This is a genomic window from Synechococcus sp. JA-3-3Ab (assembly GCF_000013205.1).
Taxonomy (GTDB): Bacteria; Cyanobacteriota; Cyanobacteriia; order Thermostichales; family Thermostichaceae; genus Thermostichus.
Genome location: NC_007775.1, coordinates 227542 through 245669 on the forward strand (window position 1 = coordinate 227542; position 18128 = coordinate 245669).

General features: G+C 60.3%; 18 protein-coding genes and 1 pseudogene. 14 read left to right on the forward strand and 5 right to left on the reverse strand.

What is annotated here, in order from left to right:
- Positions 1–9: 9 nt before the first annotated feature.
- The 3 genes from CYA_RS01050 to CYA_RS01060 form a co-directional block, all read right to left on the reverse strand.
- Positions 10–1410, reverse strand: coding sequence for an ABC transporter substrate-binding protein (locus tag CYA_RS01050; protein ID WP_011429139.1), 1401 nt, complete (start codon positions 1408–1410; stop codon positions 10–12).
- 115 nt (positions 1411–1525) lie between these two features.
- Positions 1526–1741: a hypothetical protein gene (locus CYA_RS01055; protein WP_011429140.1), complete on the reverse strand. Its 216-nt coding sequence runs from the start codon at positions 1739–1741 to the stop codon at positions 1526–1528.
- 34 nt (positions 1742–1775) lie between these two features.
- The gene (locus CYA_RS01060; protein WP_011429141.1) at positions 1776–2981 is read right to left on the reverse strand and encodes an RNA-guided endonuclease InsQ/TnpB family protein; all 1206 of its coding nucleotides are present in this window, start codon (positions 2979–2981) and stop codon (positions 1776–1778) included.
- 105 nt (positions 2982–3086) lie between these two features.
- Between CYA_RS01060 and CYA_RS01065 the strand changes: the two genes are divergently transcribed.
- Positions 3087–3899: a class I SAM-dependent methyltransferase gene (locus tag CYA_RS01065; RefSeq protein WP_011429142.1), complete on the forward strand. Its 813-nt coding sequence runs from the start codon at positions 3087–3089 to the stop codon at positions 3897–3899.
- 10 nt (positions 3900–3909) lie between these two features.
- Here CYA_RS01065 and CYA_RS01070 read toward each other — a convergent pair.
- Positions 3910–4311: pseudogene (locus tag CYA_RS01070) on the reverse strand (amino acid ABC transporter ATP-binding protein); the annotation flags it as partial.
- Between the two features lie 15 nt (positions 4312–4326).
- On the opposite strand from CYA_RS01070, the gene CYA_RS14950 reads away from it, so the two are divergent.
- The 4 genes from CYA_RS14950 (at position 4327) to CYA_RS01085 (ending at position 7898) form a co-directional block, all read left to right on the forward strand.
- Complete coding sequence (locus tag CYA_RS14950) at positions 4327–4482, forward strand: hypothetical protein (RefSeq protein ID WP_168173320.1); 156 nt, start codon at positions 4327–4329, stop codon at positions 4480–4482.
- 440 nt (positions 4483–4922) lie between these two features.
- A complete protein-coding gene (locus tag CYA_RS01075; protein WP_011429145.1) occupies positions 4923–5168 on the forward strand; it encodes a gas vesicle protein GvpG in 246 nt (81 codons plus the stop codon).
- A gap of 72 nt (positions 5169–5240) precedes the next feature.
- Entirely contained in the window at positions 5241–5858 is a 618-nt protein-coding gene (locus CYA_RS01080; protein WP_011429146.1) for a DUF3727 domain-containing protein, read from the forward strand.
- A 219-nt stretch (positions 5859–6077) separates the two neighbouring features.
- Positions 6078–7898, forward strand: a complete 1821-nt coding sequence (locus CYA_RS01085; RefSeq protein WP_011429147.1) for an Rqc2 family fibronectin-binding protein — start codon at positions 6078–6080, stop codon at positions 7896–7898.
- Here CYA_RS01085 and CYA_RS01090 read toward each other — a convergent pair.
- Entirely contained in the window at positions 7885–9189 is a 1305-nt protein-coding gene (locus tag CYA_RS01090) for a serpin family protein (protein WP_011429148.1), read from the reverse strand. The two genes, CYA_RS01085 and CYA_RS01090, sit on opposite strands and share 14 nt — an antisense overlap.
- 21 nt (positions 9190–9210) lie before the next feature.
- Here CYA_RS01090 and CYA_RS14955 point away from each other — a divergent pair, with 21 nt between their 5' ends.
- The 9 genes from CYA_RS14955 to CYA_RS01130 all read left to right on the forward strand — a co-directional run bounded on the left by CYA_RS14955 (position 9211) and on the right by CYA_RS01130 (position 18006).
- A complete protein-coding gene (locus tag CYA_RS14955; RefSeq protein ID WP_187147162.1) occupies positions 9211–9387 on the forward strand; it encodes a hypothetical protein in 177 nt (58 codons plus the stop codon).
- A gap of 72 nt (positions 9388–9459) precedes the next feature.
- The gene (locus CYA_RS01095) at positions 9460–9984 is read left to right on the forward strand and encodes a DUF192 domain-containing protein (protein ID WP_228375395.1); all 525 of its coding nucleotides are present in this window, start codon (positions 9460–9462) and stop codon (positions 9982–9984) included.
- A gap of 240 nt (positions 9985–10224) precedes the next feature.
- A complete protein-coding gene (locus CYA_RS01100) occupies positions 10225–11493 on the forward strand; it encodes a bifunctional sterol desaturase/short chain dehydrogenase (protein ID WP_011429150.1) in 1269 nt (422 codons plus the stop codon).
- Positions 11494–11666: 173 nt separating this feature from the next.
- Positions 11667–12467, forward strand: coding sequence for a DUF4397 domain-containing protein (locus CYA_RS01105; protein WP_228375396.1), 801 nt, complete (start codon positions 11667–11669; stop codon positions 12465–12467).
- 74 nt (positions 12468–12541) lie between these two features.
- The gene (locus CYA_RS01110) at positions 12542–13399 is read left to right on the forward strand and encodes an FAD-dependent thymidylate synthase (RefSeq protein WP_011429152.1); all 858 of its coding nucleotides are present in this window, start codon (positions 12542–12544) and stop codon (positions 13397–13399) included.
- A gap of 26 nt (positions 13400–13425) precedes the next feature.
- Positions 13426–14199: a class I SAM-dependent methyltransferase gene (locus CYA_RS01115; protein ID WP_049749699.1), complete on the forward strand. Its 774-nt coding sequence runs from the start codon at positions 13426–13428 to the stop codon at positions 14197–14199.
- A 148-nt stretch (positions 14200–14347) separates the two neighbouring features.
- Positions 14348–15808, forward strand: coding sequence for a sugar transferase (locus CYA_RS01120; protein WP_011429154.1), 1461 nt, complete (start codon positions 14348–14350; stop codon positions 15806–15808).
- Positions 15809–15818: 10 nt separating this feature from the next.
- Positions 15819–16589: a phosphoribosylaminoimidazolesuccinocarboxamide synthase gene (gene purC / locus CYA_RS01125; RefSeq protein WP_011429155.1), complete on the forward strand. Its 771-nt coding sequence runs from the start codon at positions 15819–15821 to the stop codon at positions 16587–16589.
- Positions 16590–16596: 7 nt separating this feature from the next.
- Entirely contained in the window at positions 16597–18006 is a 1410-nt protein-coding gene (locus CYA_RS01130; protein ID WP_011429156.1) for a DUF2157 domain-containing protein, read from the forward strand.
- The last annotated feature ends 122 nt before the right edge of the window (positions 18007–18128 follow it).

An 18128-nucleotide genomic window follows, 5' to 3' on the forward strand; every position in this document is an offset into this window, starting at 1 on the left:
GCGCCTGCCCTAGGGGAGGGGCACAAAATCGTAGCCGGTGCCGGAGCGGTTGCCCCGTTCAATGCGCACCAGCACATGGGGAGCATCGCGGTCGCCGGAGGGCAAAAAGCGCACCTCCCCGGAAGCGCCGTCTGGCAAGCGGAAGTTGGGGTCGCCCAGGGCAGTGAGAATGCCGCTGCGGCTGGGGGATCCCTGCCGAATAGCCTGGAGAAAAACACGGGTGGCGTCGTAGGCCAGTGCCGTGCGCCAACTCACCTGCCCTCCCCACATCTGGGCTGCCTTCTGGGCAAAGCCGCGGTTGCGGGGCACGTCGGGATGCCAGGGCACCGCCACCACCAGCCCCTCTACTGCTGCCCCCCCTTCCTTGAGGGTGGTGAGACTAAACAGCACATCCCCCCCCACCAGGGCGAGGGGCTGGCCAAGGGCAGCGTTCTCGCGGGCAACGGCCAGCGCTTTTTCGGCCACGGAAGCCGTGGGCGCCAAGAAAGCCGCCTGAGATCCCTGCCCCAGAGCTGTCTGCAGGCTGGCCTGGGGGTTGAAATCGGCTGCCGACAGGTCGAAGGTCGCCAGCACAACGCCCCCTTCGCTGGTCAGGGTAGCGGCAAAGGCGTCGCGCAGGCTGGTGCTGTAGGCGCTGTTGGGGTTGTAGAAGATGGCCACCCTCTGCAGGCGCAGTTTGTTAAGGACATAGCGGGCCAGTTGCGTGCCAGCAATCTGGTCGGAGGGGACGGTGCGAAAGATGGCGTTCCCCAGCAGGCTGATGCGGGTGCTGGTGGAGGTGGAGGAGATCATGGCCAGGCCGGCAGACTGATAGATCTCAGCCGCCGCCAGGGTGGCATCGCTGGCGTTGTGGCCGATCACCCCCAGGATCTCGGGCTGGCCCACCAGGGCTTTGGCCACTGCCGCCGCTCGCTCTGGGTTATCCCCGTCGTCGGCAATCACCACCCGCAGCAGCCGCCCTGCAATACCCCCTTGCTGAAATAGCTCCTCTTGGGCCTGGGCCACGCCGCGCAGGGTCTCCTTGGCGCGGTTGGGGTTGCTGGAGATGGGCACCACCACGGCTATGCTCAAGGGGTTGCCCTGCTGCTGGGCGCGGGCGTTGTTGAGGAAAATGCGAGCTTCCGGGTCGTTGCGGTTGTTCTGTAGCCCCATCTCTAGGAGCGGGATCGCCGCGCCGAAATTGCCCTGGCGCAACAGCTCTGCTGCAGCCACGGCGGCGGGACTGCTATCGGCAAACAGGGTGCGCTCGCCGCTGGTTAAGAGCAGATCTTGGGCCCTACCGCCCAACCCTGGCAGAGGGATCCCTTCTGGCCAGCGGATGTAGCCCGCCTGCCAGGCGCGATGACCACCCCAGAGGAGCAATAGCCCTAGGGCAATGTAGACGATAGGGGGTGGAGACTTCGCAGCCATGGGCCCCAAGGAAGAGAACAGCAGAATCCGGACAGCAGGGGTACCGCTCACGCCTTCAGGAAGCTCTTGGACCCCCCCTCTTCAAGGATCTTCAAGAACTTTCTTGAAGTATACGCTAAGGATCGGGACGGTAGGAAGGGCTGTTGCGGTATTGGCGCTCCAGTTGCTCCACAATGGAAACAGGAACAGATGGGGTTGCCGGGGGCTCTTCTGGAGGTGCGCCGGCCTGTGGCTCGGTCTCCAAGTTAGCCGGCTGAGAGGTGGCCCAAACGACTCCTGCGATCAGCAAAAGAACCAAAGCGGCAGCGTAAAGAAATGCGGCAATGGCCATTGGGGCAAGACTCTAGCTTTCCGCTCCGAAAGACTTATGCAACGCTGAACAAAGCAGAACTTTGCCCAGCATCGCTGCTTTCTTCCTGCTTCAGCGACCCATGACTAGCGGCAGAGTTCACCCCTACCACCCCGCCAGAGGGATCTCCACAGGCGTCACTTCCCCCAGAGCTTGAGGTAGTTCTGTACCACCGCAACAGGTTTAGGGCTGCATTCAAGTCGCGGTCTAGCTCCAGACCACAACACGGGCAGCAGAACATCCTTTCCTGTAGCGGCATCTTCTGTCGGTGCCCACAGCGAGAACACAGTTGGCTGGACGGATAAAACCTATCCGCCACCACCACCTGACAGCCGTAGAGCCGGGCCTTATACTCTAGCTGTCGCCGAAACTCGTAAAAGCCACAATCTGACAGCGCTCCTGCCAGCTTGTGGTTCTTAAGCAGGTTCTTCACCTGCAAGTCCTCAATCACCACTACCCGATATTTCTTGGCCAGGTAGGTCGTTAGCTTGTGCAGATTGTCTTGCCGAATGTCTGCCACCCGCTTATGGGCCTTAGCGAGCTGGGCTACTGCCTTCTTACGGTTAGCGGATCCCTTCTGCTTACGACTCAGTCGCCGTTGCAGCCTGGCCAGACGCTTCTTCGCTTTGTAATAGGGCTTTGGATTCTCGAATACTTCCCCGTCGGAACAGGTGGCCAAGCGATTGATACCTAAGTCTACTCCCACAACTTCCCCGGTCTTCTCCACCTGAGGCGCCGGAGCTTCATACTTGAAGGAGACATACCAATGTCCAGCGCGAAGACTAATGACCACGTTCTTGGGTGTGGCAGTGGGGAGCAGCTCCGCACAGCGTAACCAACCAAGGATAGGTACCTTGATGCGGTCACCAGAGATGCGGATGCTACCTTCCAAGTAAAAGCTGTCTCGCACTCCCTTGCGTTTGAAGCGGGGGAACTTCCCCAACCCACTCCGCCAGCGCTTAAAGGCTTGCTCCAAGTTGCGGAGGGCCTGCTGAGGAGCGCATTTGGAGACCTGGTAGTACCAGGGATTTTCTTTCTTCACCTCGGCTACCAAGCGCTTGTGCAGGTCAATAGCCGTGGGTAGCTTCTGTTTGGATTCAACAGCCTGCTTGCAGATAGCCAGACCCCAGTTGTAGGCGTGACGAGCTACCCCTGCATGCTGAGCGGCCAAGGTCTTTTGCCGGTTATTTAGTTCCAATCGGGTGCAAAAACCTAGCAACATAACTTTGGGATAGCCGCGGCAGCACGCTTAATTCAGTATGGCTATTTTAGTTCCGTAAGACAATATGTTGTTCAGCAAATTCAGGACTAGAGGCTTTCCCTTCCCATGATAGAGGTTGTCGAAAACCCTTTGCCTCAGGATCCGCTCGAGCAAGCCCTGTGGGACTGGCACCGGGGCCAGGCGAGGGGATCCCTGCTCTTGCACGCCTACAGCGCCGAGGGGATCCCGCTGGCAGAGGAGCCCCAGGTGGTCTCGCCGGAGGTGTTCTTCACCCAAGAGCTGCCGGAGGTGGAGGCCCTGGCCTTAGAGCTCTGCCGCGGTCGGGTGCTGGACATTGGCGCCGGCACGGGCCGCCACAGCCTGCTGTTGCAGGAGGAGGGGTTTGCCGTAGCCGCCCTGGATCGCTCGCCGGTGGCGTTGCAGATCATGGCCGAACGGGGGGTGCATTGCCGCATCGCCGCCGACCTGTTCCACTGGGAGGGGCCGGAAGAGCCCTTCGATACGCTGCTGCTGCTGATGAACGGCGCCGGCCTGGTGGGATCCCTGGCGGGGTTGGAGCGCTTTTTAAGCTTGGCCCGCCACTGGGTTCAGCCCACCGGCCAGTTGCTTGTGGATTCCACCGATCTAGCCGATCTCAGTGAAGAGGGCGACGCGGCGGATCTGCCGCAGGTAGAAAGTTCAGCTAATTCTGAAGCCGAGGATCGGGAGAAGGGGAGAGACTGCAGAACAGCGGGCGAGGCAAAAGCCAGGGTGGTGAACTTTGTGGCCGAGTACGGCGGGCAGCGCGGGGATCCCTTTCCCTGGCTGTTTGTGGATCCGGAAACCCTGCTGCGCTGTGCCCACGCCAACGGCTGGCAGGGACAAATTCTCTACCAAGAGCCGGAGGGGGCCTTTCTGGCACGGCTTGCGCCTCTCTAAGCGCAGCCCCTTAGTGGGACAGGATCTGCGACAAGAAAAGGCGAGAACGCTCTTCCTTGGGGTTGCTGAAAAACTCTTGGGGGGTGTTTTCTTCCACGATCTTGCCGCGGTCGAAGAAGACAATCCGATCCGCCACCTCGCGGGCAAAGCCCATCTCGTGGGTTACACACACCATGGTCATGCCCGAGCGGGCCAGCTCCCGCATCACGTCCAGCACCTCTTTGACCATCTCCGGATCCAAGGCCGAGGTGGGCTCATCGAAGAGCATCACCGCCGGATTTATGGCCAAAGCGCGGGCAATCGCCACCCGCTGCTGCTGCCTCCCCGAAAGTTGACCAGGATACTTCTCGGCTTGCTCGGCGATCCCCACTCGTCTCAACACCTCCATAGCCCGTTCAACTGCCTCGGCCTTTTTCTATCTATTTCTATGAGCGCAACTGCTGAAGCGAGTGGAGCTAGCTTTCTGGCCCGCCATCGGCGGAACATCGCTGTCTCTCTGGCCCATCGTCTAGAAGCAGCCAGGGCAGCCAACAACACCCACCTGCTGGAGTTGCTGGAACAGGAGCATGACTCTAGTCAATAATAAGCTCAACTATACTGAAAATAATGTATAATATGTTCAGTACGGATTACTACCAGTTGATCTTTCTGTTTACTTTCGAGTCTGCCAACATGGTAGCCAAAGCAAAGCAGAAAATTGGTAGTAAGACGACACGGAAACTGCGCTTTGGGTATTCTACTCAAAGCTTTGCGGGATACCGCCATTCTGTTTGGACTCCGTCCCGCTAACGCGAATGGAAACAAGCAGAATGCTATCGCTGCATAGTTGAACAGTGATGTTCAGCAGTGTTCAGCGTAAATGTATCAGCAACGGCAACCAGCAGCAGAGTCCAGCGGCAGGGATCCCTCTGTTTCGGGTCTATGGCGCCACCTTTGGGAGGGTCTGAGCATCGGTTATCGGGCTTTAGGCGGAGGTGGGATCCGCTTGTTAGGATTGACCTAAATCACGGGAGAGGCGCGGGGATGGTTTGGCAATTGCTGACGTGGCCGGCCCAGAGCTTGCTGTGGTTGGCGGAGCAGATTCGCGAGCGGGCCGAGGCACAACTCGACAGCAAAGAAAACCTCCAGAAAGAACTCACCGCTCTCCAGATTCAGCTCGATCTGGGGGAGATCGATGAAGAGACCTATAGCCAGCGAGAAGAGGAGATCCTGCTGGCTCTGGAAGCCCTGGCCCAGGCCGAAGCCGGCAGTGCCGACGAGGATCCCTGAGTTCTGCGGGGGATCAGAACATGGGAGAATAAGCTTTGGTTGACCTCATTTTCCTACCCTGGGTTGCTTTCCATGGCCGAATCCCGCGAAACCTTAGTGCTCCGCGACGAGCAGAACCAGCCTCTGAAATGCGAGATCCTGAGGCAGGTGGTCATTGAGGAACAAGCCTATGCACTGGCCACGCCCGTGGACGCCGTGATCAAAGTTCTGGTTTGGGAGGGGGAAGAAGAGCCCGGCCAAGCGGTGAACGGAGATGCGGACATGGAAGGGATCCTGGATGAGCCGGATCCAGAGGAGCTCCAGGCTGCTATCCCCACCATCCAGGCCGTCTTGGAGGAGTTGAACTTGACTCTGCAGCAAAACGGCTTCGACATCCTGACGGTGCAGGGAGAGTTGCCCCCTGTTGAAGAGGAAGATGTGTTCGAGCTGGGCGAAAGCGAGGAAGATGCCCAGGAATTCCAACTGCTGGCTACCTTCTTCTACAAAGACAAGAAATACGGCATCTTTACGCCCCTCGACCCAGTTCTGGTCTACGTGGCCCTGCCTGACGAGGGGGATCCCTACCTACTGAACCCAGAGGACTCGCCAGCCCTGTTCGACCAACTCAATGCTGTGCTGCTCGATCTGGACGAGGTAGTGGAAGAGGAGGAGTACGATGATGAAGAATATGACGATGAAGACGAGGACTAGGCAGCTCGGGGTTTCTGCCTGAGAATTGAAGGCACCTGGGCCAAAAAGCCCAAAGGTGGAAGTACCAAGCCTCTTGCCCCAATGCAGCCCCTTGGTTGCCGCTCAAGTCGATTGGGCGGAGTCTTTTTGTTGCCAGCGCCAGCTAGGGGAGCGGCAGATAATGGAAGGAGGCCCTCGTTCAGTTCCCCAGGCGTTGCCCGATCCCAAGGAGCAGCAGGGATGCAACCGGTTGACCTGACCACCCTCCGTGCTGTGCTGGCAGATCTAAAAGGGGCTGAGGCCGGGGGGGATCCCTTGCTGCCTGCCCGCGTGGAGTGGATCCAGCAGACGGATCTGTGGACGGTGGTGATTGGCCTGCGCACCCTCAAGGCGCGTCCTTGCTTGCTACTGTCTTGGCATCCTCAGGCGGCCCGAGTTCACCTCTGTCAGGCTCCCCCCAAGGAAGCAGAGGACTTGCCCTTTAGCCAACACCTGCAACGGCACCTGCGGGGTTTGGCGCTGACGGAGCTGGCGCTGCTGGACGAGTGGGAGCGGGTGATTGACTTTCGCTTTGCCCCTCGCCCCGCGGATCCCCCTCAACGCCACCTTTATCTGGAAGTGATGGGCAAGTACAGCAACGCCATCTTGGTGGACGAGGGGGGCATGATCTTGGCCTGCGGCCACGGGGTAAGCGAGCGACAGTCGCGGGTACGGCCGGTGCAGCCGGGTCTACTTTACGAAGCTCCCCCTGCCCTCAGCGATCCCATCCCCCAGCGAGCCGAGCCCTTCTCCCAGTGGCAAGAGCGTCTTGCCCTAATCCCTGGCCCCATTGCTCAGCGGCTGCTGCGCTGCTACCGCGGCCTGAGCCGGCATTTGGCAGAGGCCATGTGCCTGCAGGCCGGGATCCCACCCCAAACCCCCAGCAACCAACTCTCGCCCCAGGAGTGGCAGGCCCTGTTTTTTTGGTGGCAGGACTGGCTGGCCCGCCTGGAAACGGCTCAGTTTAAGCCGGCCCTTACCCCCCAGGGGTACACTGTTCTCGGCTGGAGGGGCTCTGGCGGGGATCCCTCTACACCCAACTTGCATCAGCTCCTGGAAGCCTACTACCAAGCCCAGCTCAACCGCGAACGCTTTGAGCGAGAGCGGCAGCGCCTGGGGCAAAAGCTGGCTGCCCTGCTGAAAAAACTCCGCCAGCGGCAAGAGCACTTCGAGAGGATGCTGGCCGACTCGGCCCAAGCGGAAGCCTCCAAGCAGGCTGCCGATCTGCTCATGGCCCATCTCCACCTCTGGCGGCCAGGGCTGAGCTTGATGGAGCTGCCAGACTTTTTTAGCGGCCAGATGGTCAAGATCCCGCTGGATCCGGAGAAAAACGCTGTTCTCAACGCCCAGGCCTACTACCGCAAGCACCGCAAACAAAAACGAGCCCAGGAGGCCGTCCAGCCCTTGCTAGAAGCTGTAGCGCAAGAGATCCGCTACCTGGAGCAGGTGGAAGCGACCCTGCAGCATCTGGGAACCTATCGGGATCCCCAGGACTTGGCCGCCCTTCGAGAAGTTGAGACCGAGCTGATTCAACAAGGCTACCTAGAGAGCCCCAGCCGGGCAGAGGGATCCAGACGGGCCTCTTCAGCCAGCTTCAACCCCTATCGCTTCACTAGCCCCAGCGGCTTCTCCATCTGGGTGGGGCGCAACAACTGGCAAAATGATCGGCTGACCTTCCGCGTGGCCCAAGACCAAGATTGGTGGTTTCACGCCCAAGAGATCCCCGGTAGCCACGTGCTGTTGCGCCTGCCTCCGGGCGCGGTGGCCGAAAGTGAAGATCTGCAGGCGGCTGCCGATCTGGCGGCGTATTTTAGCCGCGGTCGCTTCAGCGACCAGGTACCGGTGGTGTATACCCGCCCTAAGTGCGTCTTCAAACCCAAGGGATCCCCACCCGGCATGGTGGTTTACCAGCAGGAGCAGGTGCTGTGGGGCCGTCCCAGCCGTGCCCAGTTGCTTGTGGAAAAGGAGGGGGCGCCCAAGCCGGAGGTTCCAGCAGAGCTACAGCCCTCTACTTGGGGTTGACTACGGATCCCATAAACAGCACAGTTTGCGCCTCCCGGTTGGCTCCGGAGGCCACAATGGCAAACCAGAAGGGGCGATCTGCTACGAACTGGAAGGGCTCTTGCCGGTCGCTGGCGGTGCGGGAGACGATGACCCCGGTGGCGGCTGCCGCCCCGGATCCCTTTTCATCTACTTCGATGGCCGCCTTGTGCAAGACTCTGCTGACCTGCGTCGGCTCTGGGGTCATCTGGCTGAAATCGGCCCGACGGGAAAAGGCGATCCCCAGGCCCAACTGCTGCAAAGCCGGCACCAGATCGGTCTCGTAGGCCAGCTTAAACTTGGGGAGCCGCAGCGAGCCGGGGCGGGTGGGCAGGGATCCCGTCCATTCTTGCCAAGTTTCTGGGCTGAGCTCCTGTCGCAGGGCTTCCAGGCTCACCCCTGGCTTGGGCAGCAGGATCACCATAGCCAGTTCCCCTTCCCCATAGGGCAGGCGCACCACCTGGAGCTGCTCGGTCTCCCGGTAGCCGTAGCGACCGGATTGGGCCATCAGCAGCACTTGGACACGGCGGCCATCTGGGCGGGTAAAGGGCTGGGGCTCTGTCAGGGCCGGATCGAAGGGTTGGGTCCACTCTCCCTTGAAGTAAATGGCGTTGAGCAAAACCAGCCTGTCTTCCCGGCTGAGGCGATCCACGATGCGGTCGATCTGGCCCTGGGTGCGCTCGGCTACCCAACGGTTAATCGCCTGCACCGTCTGGCGGGATCCCAGCTCCACCCGATTGGCCACTGCTTGGTAATAGGTGGCCAGCGCCTGCAAAAAGGGAGGCCGCAGGGTGAGGGTTTGATCGACCCAAAGGCCGTTGGCAATTTGCACCTGGATCGGCCCTTCTGCTTGGGATCGCTCCACCAGCCAGCGCGCCATCTGGGCATTGGTCCAGTTCAACTCATGGAGGGAGAGGTCTTGGGCCTCCAGCACCTCGGCCATGGCCGCCTGCGTTTCCCCAGCGGCGCCATTGTACAGCATGCTCAGAGCCAAGTGAATGCTCAAAGGAGAGAAAAAGAGGTTCTCTTGCGGCTGCTGCTGGAGCAGGCGATCAAACAGCTTTAGCGCAAAGCGACTTTGGGCTTGTTGGGCCACAGCCTCTTCTCCATAGCCTTCCCCATAGGTCACCGTTGGCTCAAAGGGAATCCGCACCGGGGTTTCCTGTGAACGGGATCCCATCCCGTGAGTGGGCCAGAGGCCCAGGCTCAGTAAACTCAGCAGAGCCAGAAGAGGGATCCGGCTCACCAAGGATCGATTAAACAGGTCTTTCATAGGGCTCTCCTGGCAGAGTCTATGGCTATGCTATCGGGTCGGTTGTGGACTTCCCTTGCCCAGGGCCGCCATTCCGGCTGCGCTCAAGGGGGAAAAGCACAGGCCGCTTCCGGCAAGCAAGAATTGGCAAGGCTCTCCCAGGGGGGAACTTCCTGCGTCTGGCTGGTCAAGTCGCAGCAGCAGCGTCTGGCGCGATAGGATGAAGCCTGCACAGGAGAGTGCCACATGGTTCTGTTCACGATACACGTTCCAAAAGGGTGCAGAGTCGCCTTGGGCCTGGCTCTACTGCTCCTGGGATCCGGCTTGGGATGTACTGCTGCCACGGAGAGATCTCCCGCCTCACAAACTCAGGTAACCGAAGCCATCTCTCCATCCCCCCCAGCCATAGGGCAGCCCCAGCAACTGCCGGTTGAAGCCGAAGTCACCCTTGCCGGCCAACGCTTTGAGCTAGAGGTGGCCCGCACCCCTGAGCAACAGCGCTTGGGCCTGATGTTTCGCACCGATTTGCCGCCGGATCGGGGCATGTGGTTTCCCTTTGATCCGCCCCAGCCAGCTTCTTTTTGGATGTTCAACACCCTGATCAACCTGGACATCATTTTCCTCTACCAAGGCAAGGTGGTGTACATTGCCGCCGATGTGCCCGGTTGCCCCGCCCAACCCTGCCCCGTCTATGGGCCACCCTCTGACCAGTTGGTAGATGGCGTGCTGGAGTTCCGCGGCGGGACGGCGGCGGCCTTAGGTTTGCAAGTGGGAGATACGGTTGAGATCCGCGAGCTTCCCAGCTCCGCCCCTTGATCTCTATCTCCCCTCTCCCTTTGGGAGAGGGGCTGGGGGTGAGGGAAGACAAGCTTGCAGAAGAGGTTGAGACCATGCTCCTGGGATCCCAAAAGCTGCCGTTGGCCGTCTTGCTTGCGGCCTGGGATGATCTTTTCAGGGATCTTTGCGATGATTTTTGAGGGTCGCCAACTGCTTTGAGATTGATGCCAAGAGGCGACCGCGAGCCCAGGATGGTTTGGCTACTGCCGGCAAAGCCCTATGGATGTTAGCAGCGTAACTCAGTGGCTGGGGGTTGGGGTCGTTGCCCTGGCTTCCGTCCTTTGGGCCGAGGTTGTGCGGGATGAGCGCCATTGGCTGGCCCACCAGTGGCCCTGGCTGATGCCCAAGCACACTCTGCACCACCGCCTGTTTCGCCCCGATCTCAGCGTGGTAGACCCGAAGCTGTACCGAGAATCCCAGTGGCACCACGATGTCCCCGAAGCGGCGACGATGATCCTGGCCGGGATCCCTTGGGTGGTGCTGTTGGGACAGGGATCCTGGCTGTATGGCCTAGCGGCGGCGGTGGGGGTACTCTACTCGGCCAGTTTTCTGGTTGCCGGCATGTTGCGCGGCTGGGGGCTGGCCCTGCAGACGGACATTACCCACCAACCCGGGCCTTTCCCTGCTCCTCCTGCCCAGTGGCATGTCAACCGCGCCTACCACTGGCGGCACCACTTCGACGATACCAACGCCTACTTTTGCGGCACCCTGACCTTAGTGGATCGGATCATGGGCACCAGTCTCTCCTTTAAAGGCAAGCGCGTGGCCGTCACCGGTGCCTCTGGCACTCTGGGCCGGGCCCTCTTGAAGCACTTTTCCCGCCATGGGGCCAAAGTCATCGCCCTCAGCTCCCATGCGGATTCGGTCGCCATCGAAGTGGACGGCCAGCCCCAGCCGGTGGAGACCATCCACTGGCAGGTGGGTCAGGAGGGATCCCTGGCCGGGCTCCTGGAACGAGTCGATATCTTGGTGATCAACCACGGCCTCAACGTGCATGGGGAGCGGGATCCCGAGTCGGTCCACCAGTCCTATGCTGTCAACACCTTCTCCGCTTGGCGCCTGATGGAGCTGTTTTTCCAAACGGTGCGCGGCAATCGGGAAATGGCCACCAAAGAGGTTTGGGTGAACACCTCCGAAGCCGAGGTCAGCCCTGCTTTTAGCCCTCTCTACGAGCTCTCCAAACGGGCCCTGGGCGATCTGGTTACCTTACGCCGTCTCGATGCCCCCTGTGTGGTGCGCAAGCTCATCCTCGGGCCCTTCAAGAGCCAGCTCAACCCGATTGGAGTCATGTCAGGCGATTGGGTGGCCGCCCAGATCCTGGCCCAGGCCAAGCGCGATTGCCGCAACATCATCGTTACCATCAACCCCCTCACCTACCTGCTTTTCCCGCTGAAAGAGTTGGCCGTCAGCACCTATTTCCGCTTGTTCAGCCGCCGCTCTTCTCGCCCAGCTCTTCTGGGTCCGGCCGCCGGGATCCCTTTGATTTAGGGGGGCCGCAAATCCTGCCCGGCTCTATGGCATCAGGCGCAAAACTGGGGTAAGACAAGAGCAGGTTCCTTGGCGGCAGGGGATGGGATCCCTTGCGCTAACCCGAACTTTTGGGGAGCGAGAGGGCTCTTCCGCTCGATCTCCCTTATGAACCCTGGGTGTGAGGAGTAGGAGTGAGTGTAAACATGGTGCGACAGTGGGTGAGCGCAGTCCTCTGCGTGGTGGGCGGGGCTTTAATGCCGGGGCTTTTGTCCGGCTGTGCCATCCCGATGCCTTCGGCATCCGCGGGAGTTTCTGAGATCCAGGTGCGCTTGGTGCATGTGGCCCCCAATGCCCCTCGGATCGACTTGGAAGTGGGAGGGGTAAGGGCTGCTCAAGGTGTAGCCTATGGCTCGGTGAGCGAGTACGTGCGTATGCCGGCGGGCGAGTACGACATTGTTTTGTTTTCAACCCCTGAGACGACCAGCCCTGGCCAGCCCGCGAGTTTTAAGGACTCCGTTCCGCTAGCGCGAACGGTTGCGGCCAGAACTGTGGCCAACCTCAGAGGCGGGGGAGTGTTCTCGGTGGTGGCTGCTGACGAGCCCAATCGCGTGACGGCCTTAGTTTTGGAAGACAACATCAACTCGCTGTTTGACCAAGCCCTGGTTCGGTTTGTTCACGCTGCCCCTGATGCGCCGGCCCTGCAATGGCAGGGGGAGCAAGGGCGGGTGCTGATACCTCAGTTGGCCTTCGGGCAAGTTTCCACCTTTCAAGCCATGCGACCCGGCTTTACCCAAATTCAGGTGGCCATAGCTCCTTCAGCCCCCGCGCCAGGTGGGCAGTCGTCTCCTGGCCGGAGCATTCCCTTGCAACGGTTTGACCTCCAGTTAGAGGCAGGGAAAGTCTATACCCTTTACGTGGCGGGGCTGATGCGCAGCAATCCGGGCCTAAACTTGGTGCTGGCAGAGGAAACGCGGGCTCGTAGGCTCCTATAGCAAGGCTGCTTGCGGCTTGATCCTCTCTATACTGTGAGACTAGCCAGTCGTCTCTAGCTTTGGGGACACAGCCCGTGGATGCCTTATTTCAAGTGGTGGTGCTCAGCCAAACCCCAGATCCCGAACGGGTGATCTACCAGGCGATGCACCAAGATCACAGCCCTGATTTTGTTACCCCAGAGAGCCGGATCCCGGAAAAATATGGCGAGGCCGTGGTGCGGCATCTGCTGGAGGGCAACCGTGGCCACTATGGGCCGCTGGAGCACCCTCAGATCACGTTTGGGGTAGGCTATTTTCCCCATGCTGTCATGCAACAGGCCCGTACTCATCGGGTGGGAATTTCTTTCGACGTTCAATCTTTTCGATATACAGGCCAGCAAATTGCCGATTTGGGCAAAAGACTCTTGTCTGGGCCCCGGAGAACGCCCCCCAACCCCCCGCCCGGCCCCCCCAACCAGCCCCCCAGCCCCCCGTATACGGGGGGCTGGGACGAAACTTCTGCTTTTGCCGACAAAACCGGGGCAGAGTTAGCTTTGCAAGAGTTGGAAACTCTATTTTACGTTCCCGCCAGCGTCAAGGAAGGCAAAGCCAAAACCCGCCAAGGCTTCAAGCCCATCTCTCCCGAGGCCCTAAACATCATTCTTGAGCAGTATCGCAGCCAGGCCATTGCCTATTATCGCCTGGTCGAAGAGTGTGGGGTGCCCTATGAGGATGCTCGTAACATCATCGGCTACGGGATCCGCCAACATTTTGTAGTGTCTTTTAATTGCCGCAGCTTGATGCACTTTCTGGATTTGCGGGCTAAGGAGGATGCCCAGCGGGAGATCCGCGAGCTGTGCGAGTTGATGTGGCCCCACTTCGAGGCTTGGTGCCCCCATGTGGCCGCCTGGTACCGCCAAAACCGCTGGGGCAAGGCCAGGCTTTCTCCCTAACAAGTTCCCAACCATTGGGGACGACTATGGATCCCAAAGCTTATGAACAAATGGCAGGCCTAGAGGATCGACATTGGTGGTTTGTGGGCCGCCGACAGATTCTCAGCCGGGTTATTGCAGGGATCCCTCTTCCTCCCTCAGCTTGTATCTTGGAAGCGGGATGTGGCAGCGGTGGCAACCTGGAAATGTTGTCTCAGTTTGGCCAAGTCTGGGCCATGGAAAGAAGCGAAATAGCATTGCCTTTGGCCCGGGCTCGTGGCATTGCGATTGTGGAAGAAGGCGAATTGCCGCATCGGATCCCTTTTGGCTCTCAACAATTTGATTTAATTGCTCTGCTGGACGTTCTGGAACATTTAGACGAAGACACAGCAGCTCTGGAAGCCCTCATCCAGAGGTTAAAGCCATCTGGCTACATGGTGATCACGGTGCCGGCTTATCCCTGGCTGTGGAGCGCCCATGACGAGCTCAATCACCACAAGAGACGCTACACAGCGGCACAACTTCTCTCCTTACTCAAGAGCGCCGGCTTGCAAATTCATACCTTTACCTTTTTCAACAGCTTTCTCTTCCCTCTGGCAGCAGGGATCCGCCTAGCCCAGAAAATACTTCGCCTGCGGGAAAGTCCAGACTTGAAAATGCCGCCCCTTTGGCTCAATCAACTTCTAGCAGAGATTTTTGCCGCGGAAGCCTATTTGATCCCCAAGTTTTCGTTGCCCTTTGGCCTGTCGTTGTTGGCGGTAGCCAGCCCTATTGCGGCAGCGGGACGGAGCCCTTTGAAAATTGCTCCTCTGGGAAACTGAGCCTCTTAATCCTCAACTTCTCGCCGTTATTACCAGTTTTTTGAGTCAACTTGGCCGATCGCGCTAGCGAGACGGAGTCCTTGCAGCCTCAAGGGGATAATCTTTTCATAAGATTGTTCCCAGTCTTCGTTTTTGGAGGAGATAGCTCTTGGCCGATCGCGCTAGCGGGACGGAGTCCTTTCGCACCAGGGAGACGGAACCTTTGCGCAGCTACGCCCTTCGCTTGGATCCGCATCGTCTGTGGGTGCCCCTAGCTTGCTTCGGGGATGGCCTTTGTATTTGGTTGGCCTTTGGGGCAGGTTACTGGCTGCGCAGCTTGCGCCCTCACCAGCTTTTGCCGTGGGATGTTTATGCCGGCCTGGGATTGCTGACCGTTCTCAGCTACTGGGGCGTTCAGGCCGGTTTGGGCGGATATGGCGAATCGAAGCGCCTATCCCGCTTTGAGGAATGGGCCAGTTTGCTGCTGGGGCTGGGGGTGACCTTTGGCCTGGTGTTAGCAGGGGCCTTCTTCGTGCGCTCTGTCTCGCTGTCGCGCTTGGTAGTGGGCTATGCCGGCCTGCTGGCCCTGCTCGGCTTGACAGTAATGCGGACAGCGCTGCGGCTGGGCATGGGCTGGCTCTACGCCCGCGGTCAGGGGAGGCGACGGGTCATCTGGGTGGGATCCGGCTTGCTGTTGGCCGAGGTGCTGGAGCGGCTAGAGCGCTGCCCGGCTTTGGGGTTTGAGATCAAGGCTTGGGCCGTGGCCGGGGATCCCTCGGCGCCAGAAGCGGGGCCTCTGCAAAAGCTGGAGCGCCTGGATCCCGCTCATCTGGTGGCCTATGTGCAAGCTCACCCTGAGATCCAAGAGGTGTGGTTTGGGCAGCCGGAGCTGGCCAACGCGCCCCTGCTTCTTACTTTGCAGGCTCTGTCGGTGCAGGTGCGCCTGGTGCCAGATATTCTTGGCTTCTTAACGGTTAACCTGCAGTTCCACTCTCTGGACGGGATCCCGCTGCTGACGCTGCGCCACCCCCCTTTGCGCTACGCCCACAACCGTTTCCTCAAGCGAGCTATGGACATCTTGGGAGCTTCCCTGGGCTTACTGTTGCTCAGCCCCCTGTTTGTGGTCATCGCCGTGCTGGTGGCCTGCAGCAGCCCCGGCCCCATCCTGTATTGGCAGGAGCGGGTGAGCTTGGATGGGCGTCGCTTTTGGATTGCCAAGTTCCGCACCATGCGGGTGGATGCTGAAGCACCCGGCCAGCCGCGCTGGACGCGCCCCGGGGATCCGCGCCGAACCAAGATAGGAGCCTTTTTGCGCCGCACCAACCTGGACGAGCTGCCCCAACTGTGGAACGTCCTGAAAGGGGAAATGAGCCTAGTGGGCCCCCGCCCAGAGCGGCCCTACTTTGTCGAGCAGTTTAGCCAGGAGATCCCCAAGTATCCGGATCGGCATTTGGTAAAAAGTGGCCTCACCGGCTGGGCTCAGATCCACGGCCTACGGGGGGATACCAGCATTGCCCGCCGCACCCAGTATGATCTCTATTACGTGCAAAACTGGTCGCTGTGGCTGGATCTGCGCATCTTGGCCATCACCTTCTGGCAAGGGATCCGCGGACGGCTGGCCGGATACTAGGGGTTAGCGTATGCCATTCTCCCCCCAAGAGCTGCTCTACGAGGGCAAGGCCAAGCGCATCTACCGCACTGCCGATCCCAGGGTTTATCTTTGCCAATACAAAGACGACGCCACGGCCTTCAACGCCCAAAAGCGGGGATCCATCGCCGGCAAGGGAGAGGTGAATTGCACCGTCTCCAGCCATGTGTTTGCCTACCTGGCGCAGCAAGGGATCCCCAACCATTTCTTGGCCCAAACCGGCCCCACCGAGATGCAGGTGCGAGCCTTGCACATCCTGCCTTTGGAAGTGGTGGTGCGCAACCGCACTGCCGGCAGCCTCTGCCAGCGCTTAGGCCTGGAGCAGGGCCTGCCCATCGAGCCACCCCTGGTGGAGTTCTACTACAAAAACGACGCCTTGGGAGATCCCCTGGTCACTCCCGACCACATCCGCCTGTTGCACCTGGCCACGCCGGAGCAGGTGGAGAAACTGGGATCCCTGGCTTTGGCAGTCAACACTCACCTTGGCAACTTCTGGCGGCGCTGCCGGCTGGAGCTGGTGGACTTTAAGCTGGAGTTTGGCCTGGACGAGGAAGGGCAGATTTGGCTGGCGGACGAGATCAGCCCCGACACCTGCCGCCTGTGGGATCTCCAAGGGACCGAGCCGCGGGTGCTGGATAAAGACCTTTTTCGCTTTGATCTCGGCGATCCGGCAGCCGGCTACCAAGAGGTGCTGCAGCGAGTGCTCCAGGCTACTGATCCCAATCTCCCCTCTCCTGCAGCGCGGGAGAGGGGCAGGGGGTGAGGGTGCCATGACTTCTCCCCGCCCCCCCGGCCCTGACGAGCGCTTCCGCCGCCAACTGGCCGACCTGTTGGACACCTGGGTGGAGCAGGGGCTCATCCAGCCGGCGCAGCGGGATCGCCTGCGCGAGCACTACCAACTGGACAGCTTGCCGCGAACAGCTGGCAGCCGCTTTGCCCTGTTGCTGCTGCTGTTGGGCGCCGTGCTGGTGGGCTTGGGGGTGATCTCCTTCGTGGCCGCCAACTGGGACGCCATTCCCCGCTCGGCCCGAGCCTTGGGATCCCTGGCCCTCATGGTGGGGCTGCAGGTGGCCGGCTTGCGGCTCTGGCAGCAGGGATCCCCGCGCTTAGGCAGCGCTTTGTTGATGGCCGGCGAGCTGTCTTTGGGGGCCGCCATTGGCTTGATGGCCCAGTGGGTTCAAATCGGGGGATCCCTGGCGGGCTTGTTTTTGGGCTGGGGGCTGGGCAGCTTGGCCGTGGCCTACAGCTTGGTCCACACCCCCAGCGGCATCTTGGCCTGTCTCTTATTCGCCCTGGCTGGGATAACTACCCTGTGGGAGGAGGGGATCGGCTCGGTTCTGGATCCTCTCTACCCCTGGCTGGCCCTGGGCCTGTTGCTGCCTCTTGCCTATGGGTGCCGCTCCCGCTGGATCTTGGCTTTGGCGCTGGTGAACTTCGGCCTGGCGCTACAAAGGTTGGCAGAGCGCTGGGACAGCTGGACCCTCTGGCTGCTGCTTGGCCTTGCCGTCGTCTGGGGGCTGGGAGTCGGGCACCAACGCCATGGGCACTGGCTAAGCCGGATCTGGACCGGAGAAGAGGGCCAGGGTGGCGAGCAGGAGCAGGGCTTGGATCTGATCCCGACGGCGGAGGGGCTGGCTTTGCTGGGGTTGGGCTTCTTGCTCTACATTTGGAGCTTTCGTGACGCCTGGGACTGGGATCCCAAACCCCTGCCCTTGTTCCAAGCTGGGGATCCCTGGGCGGGCCTGTCGGCAGCAGGATTGCTATTGCTAGCCGGTTGGAGCTGGTGGCAGGGCTGGCAGGCAAAGAGTTCCCAGCCCGTTTCTGCTTGGCTGAAGGATGCTGCCGTTCTGTTCTCGCTGGTTGCCTTGGTGCTTTTGCTGGGGATCCGCAGCGCCCTGCCTTTGAACCTAACCGCAAAGGTAGCCTTGGCCTTCTTTGCTCCCTGGATCGTGACCCTTTTGCTCGTGGGATTGTCGGTGGTGCTCTGCTGGGAAGGGCTGCAGCAGGGGCGGCGGAGCCGCTTCTGGCAGGGGCTATTGGGCCTGACCTTGGTGGTGCTGACCCGCTTTTTCGAGTACCAGACCAACCTGATGACCAAATCGGCGGTGCTGGTGGCCTGTGGGATCGGCGTGATCTGGCTTGGGCTGAAGTTTGAGCGGCGGATTTTCTCCCGTCTCTAATTCTTGCCCTTCTAGGAAGCCAAGCCCCGCTACATGATCAAGCAAAGGAAAAAGCTGGAATTGAGCTGGAATTCACAAGAATTTACAAAGTTTAAGGAACCTGCTTGTATTCCCCAACGTCT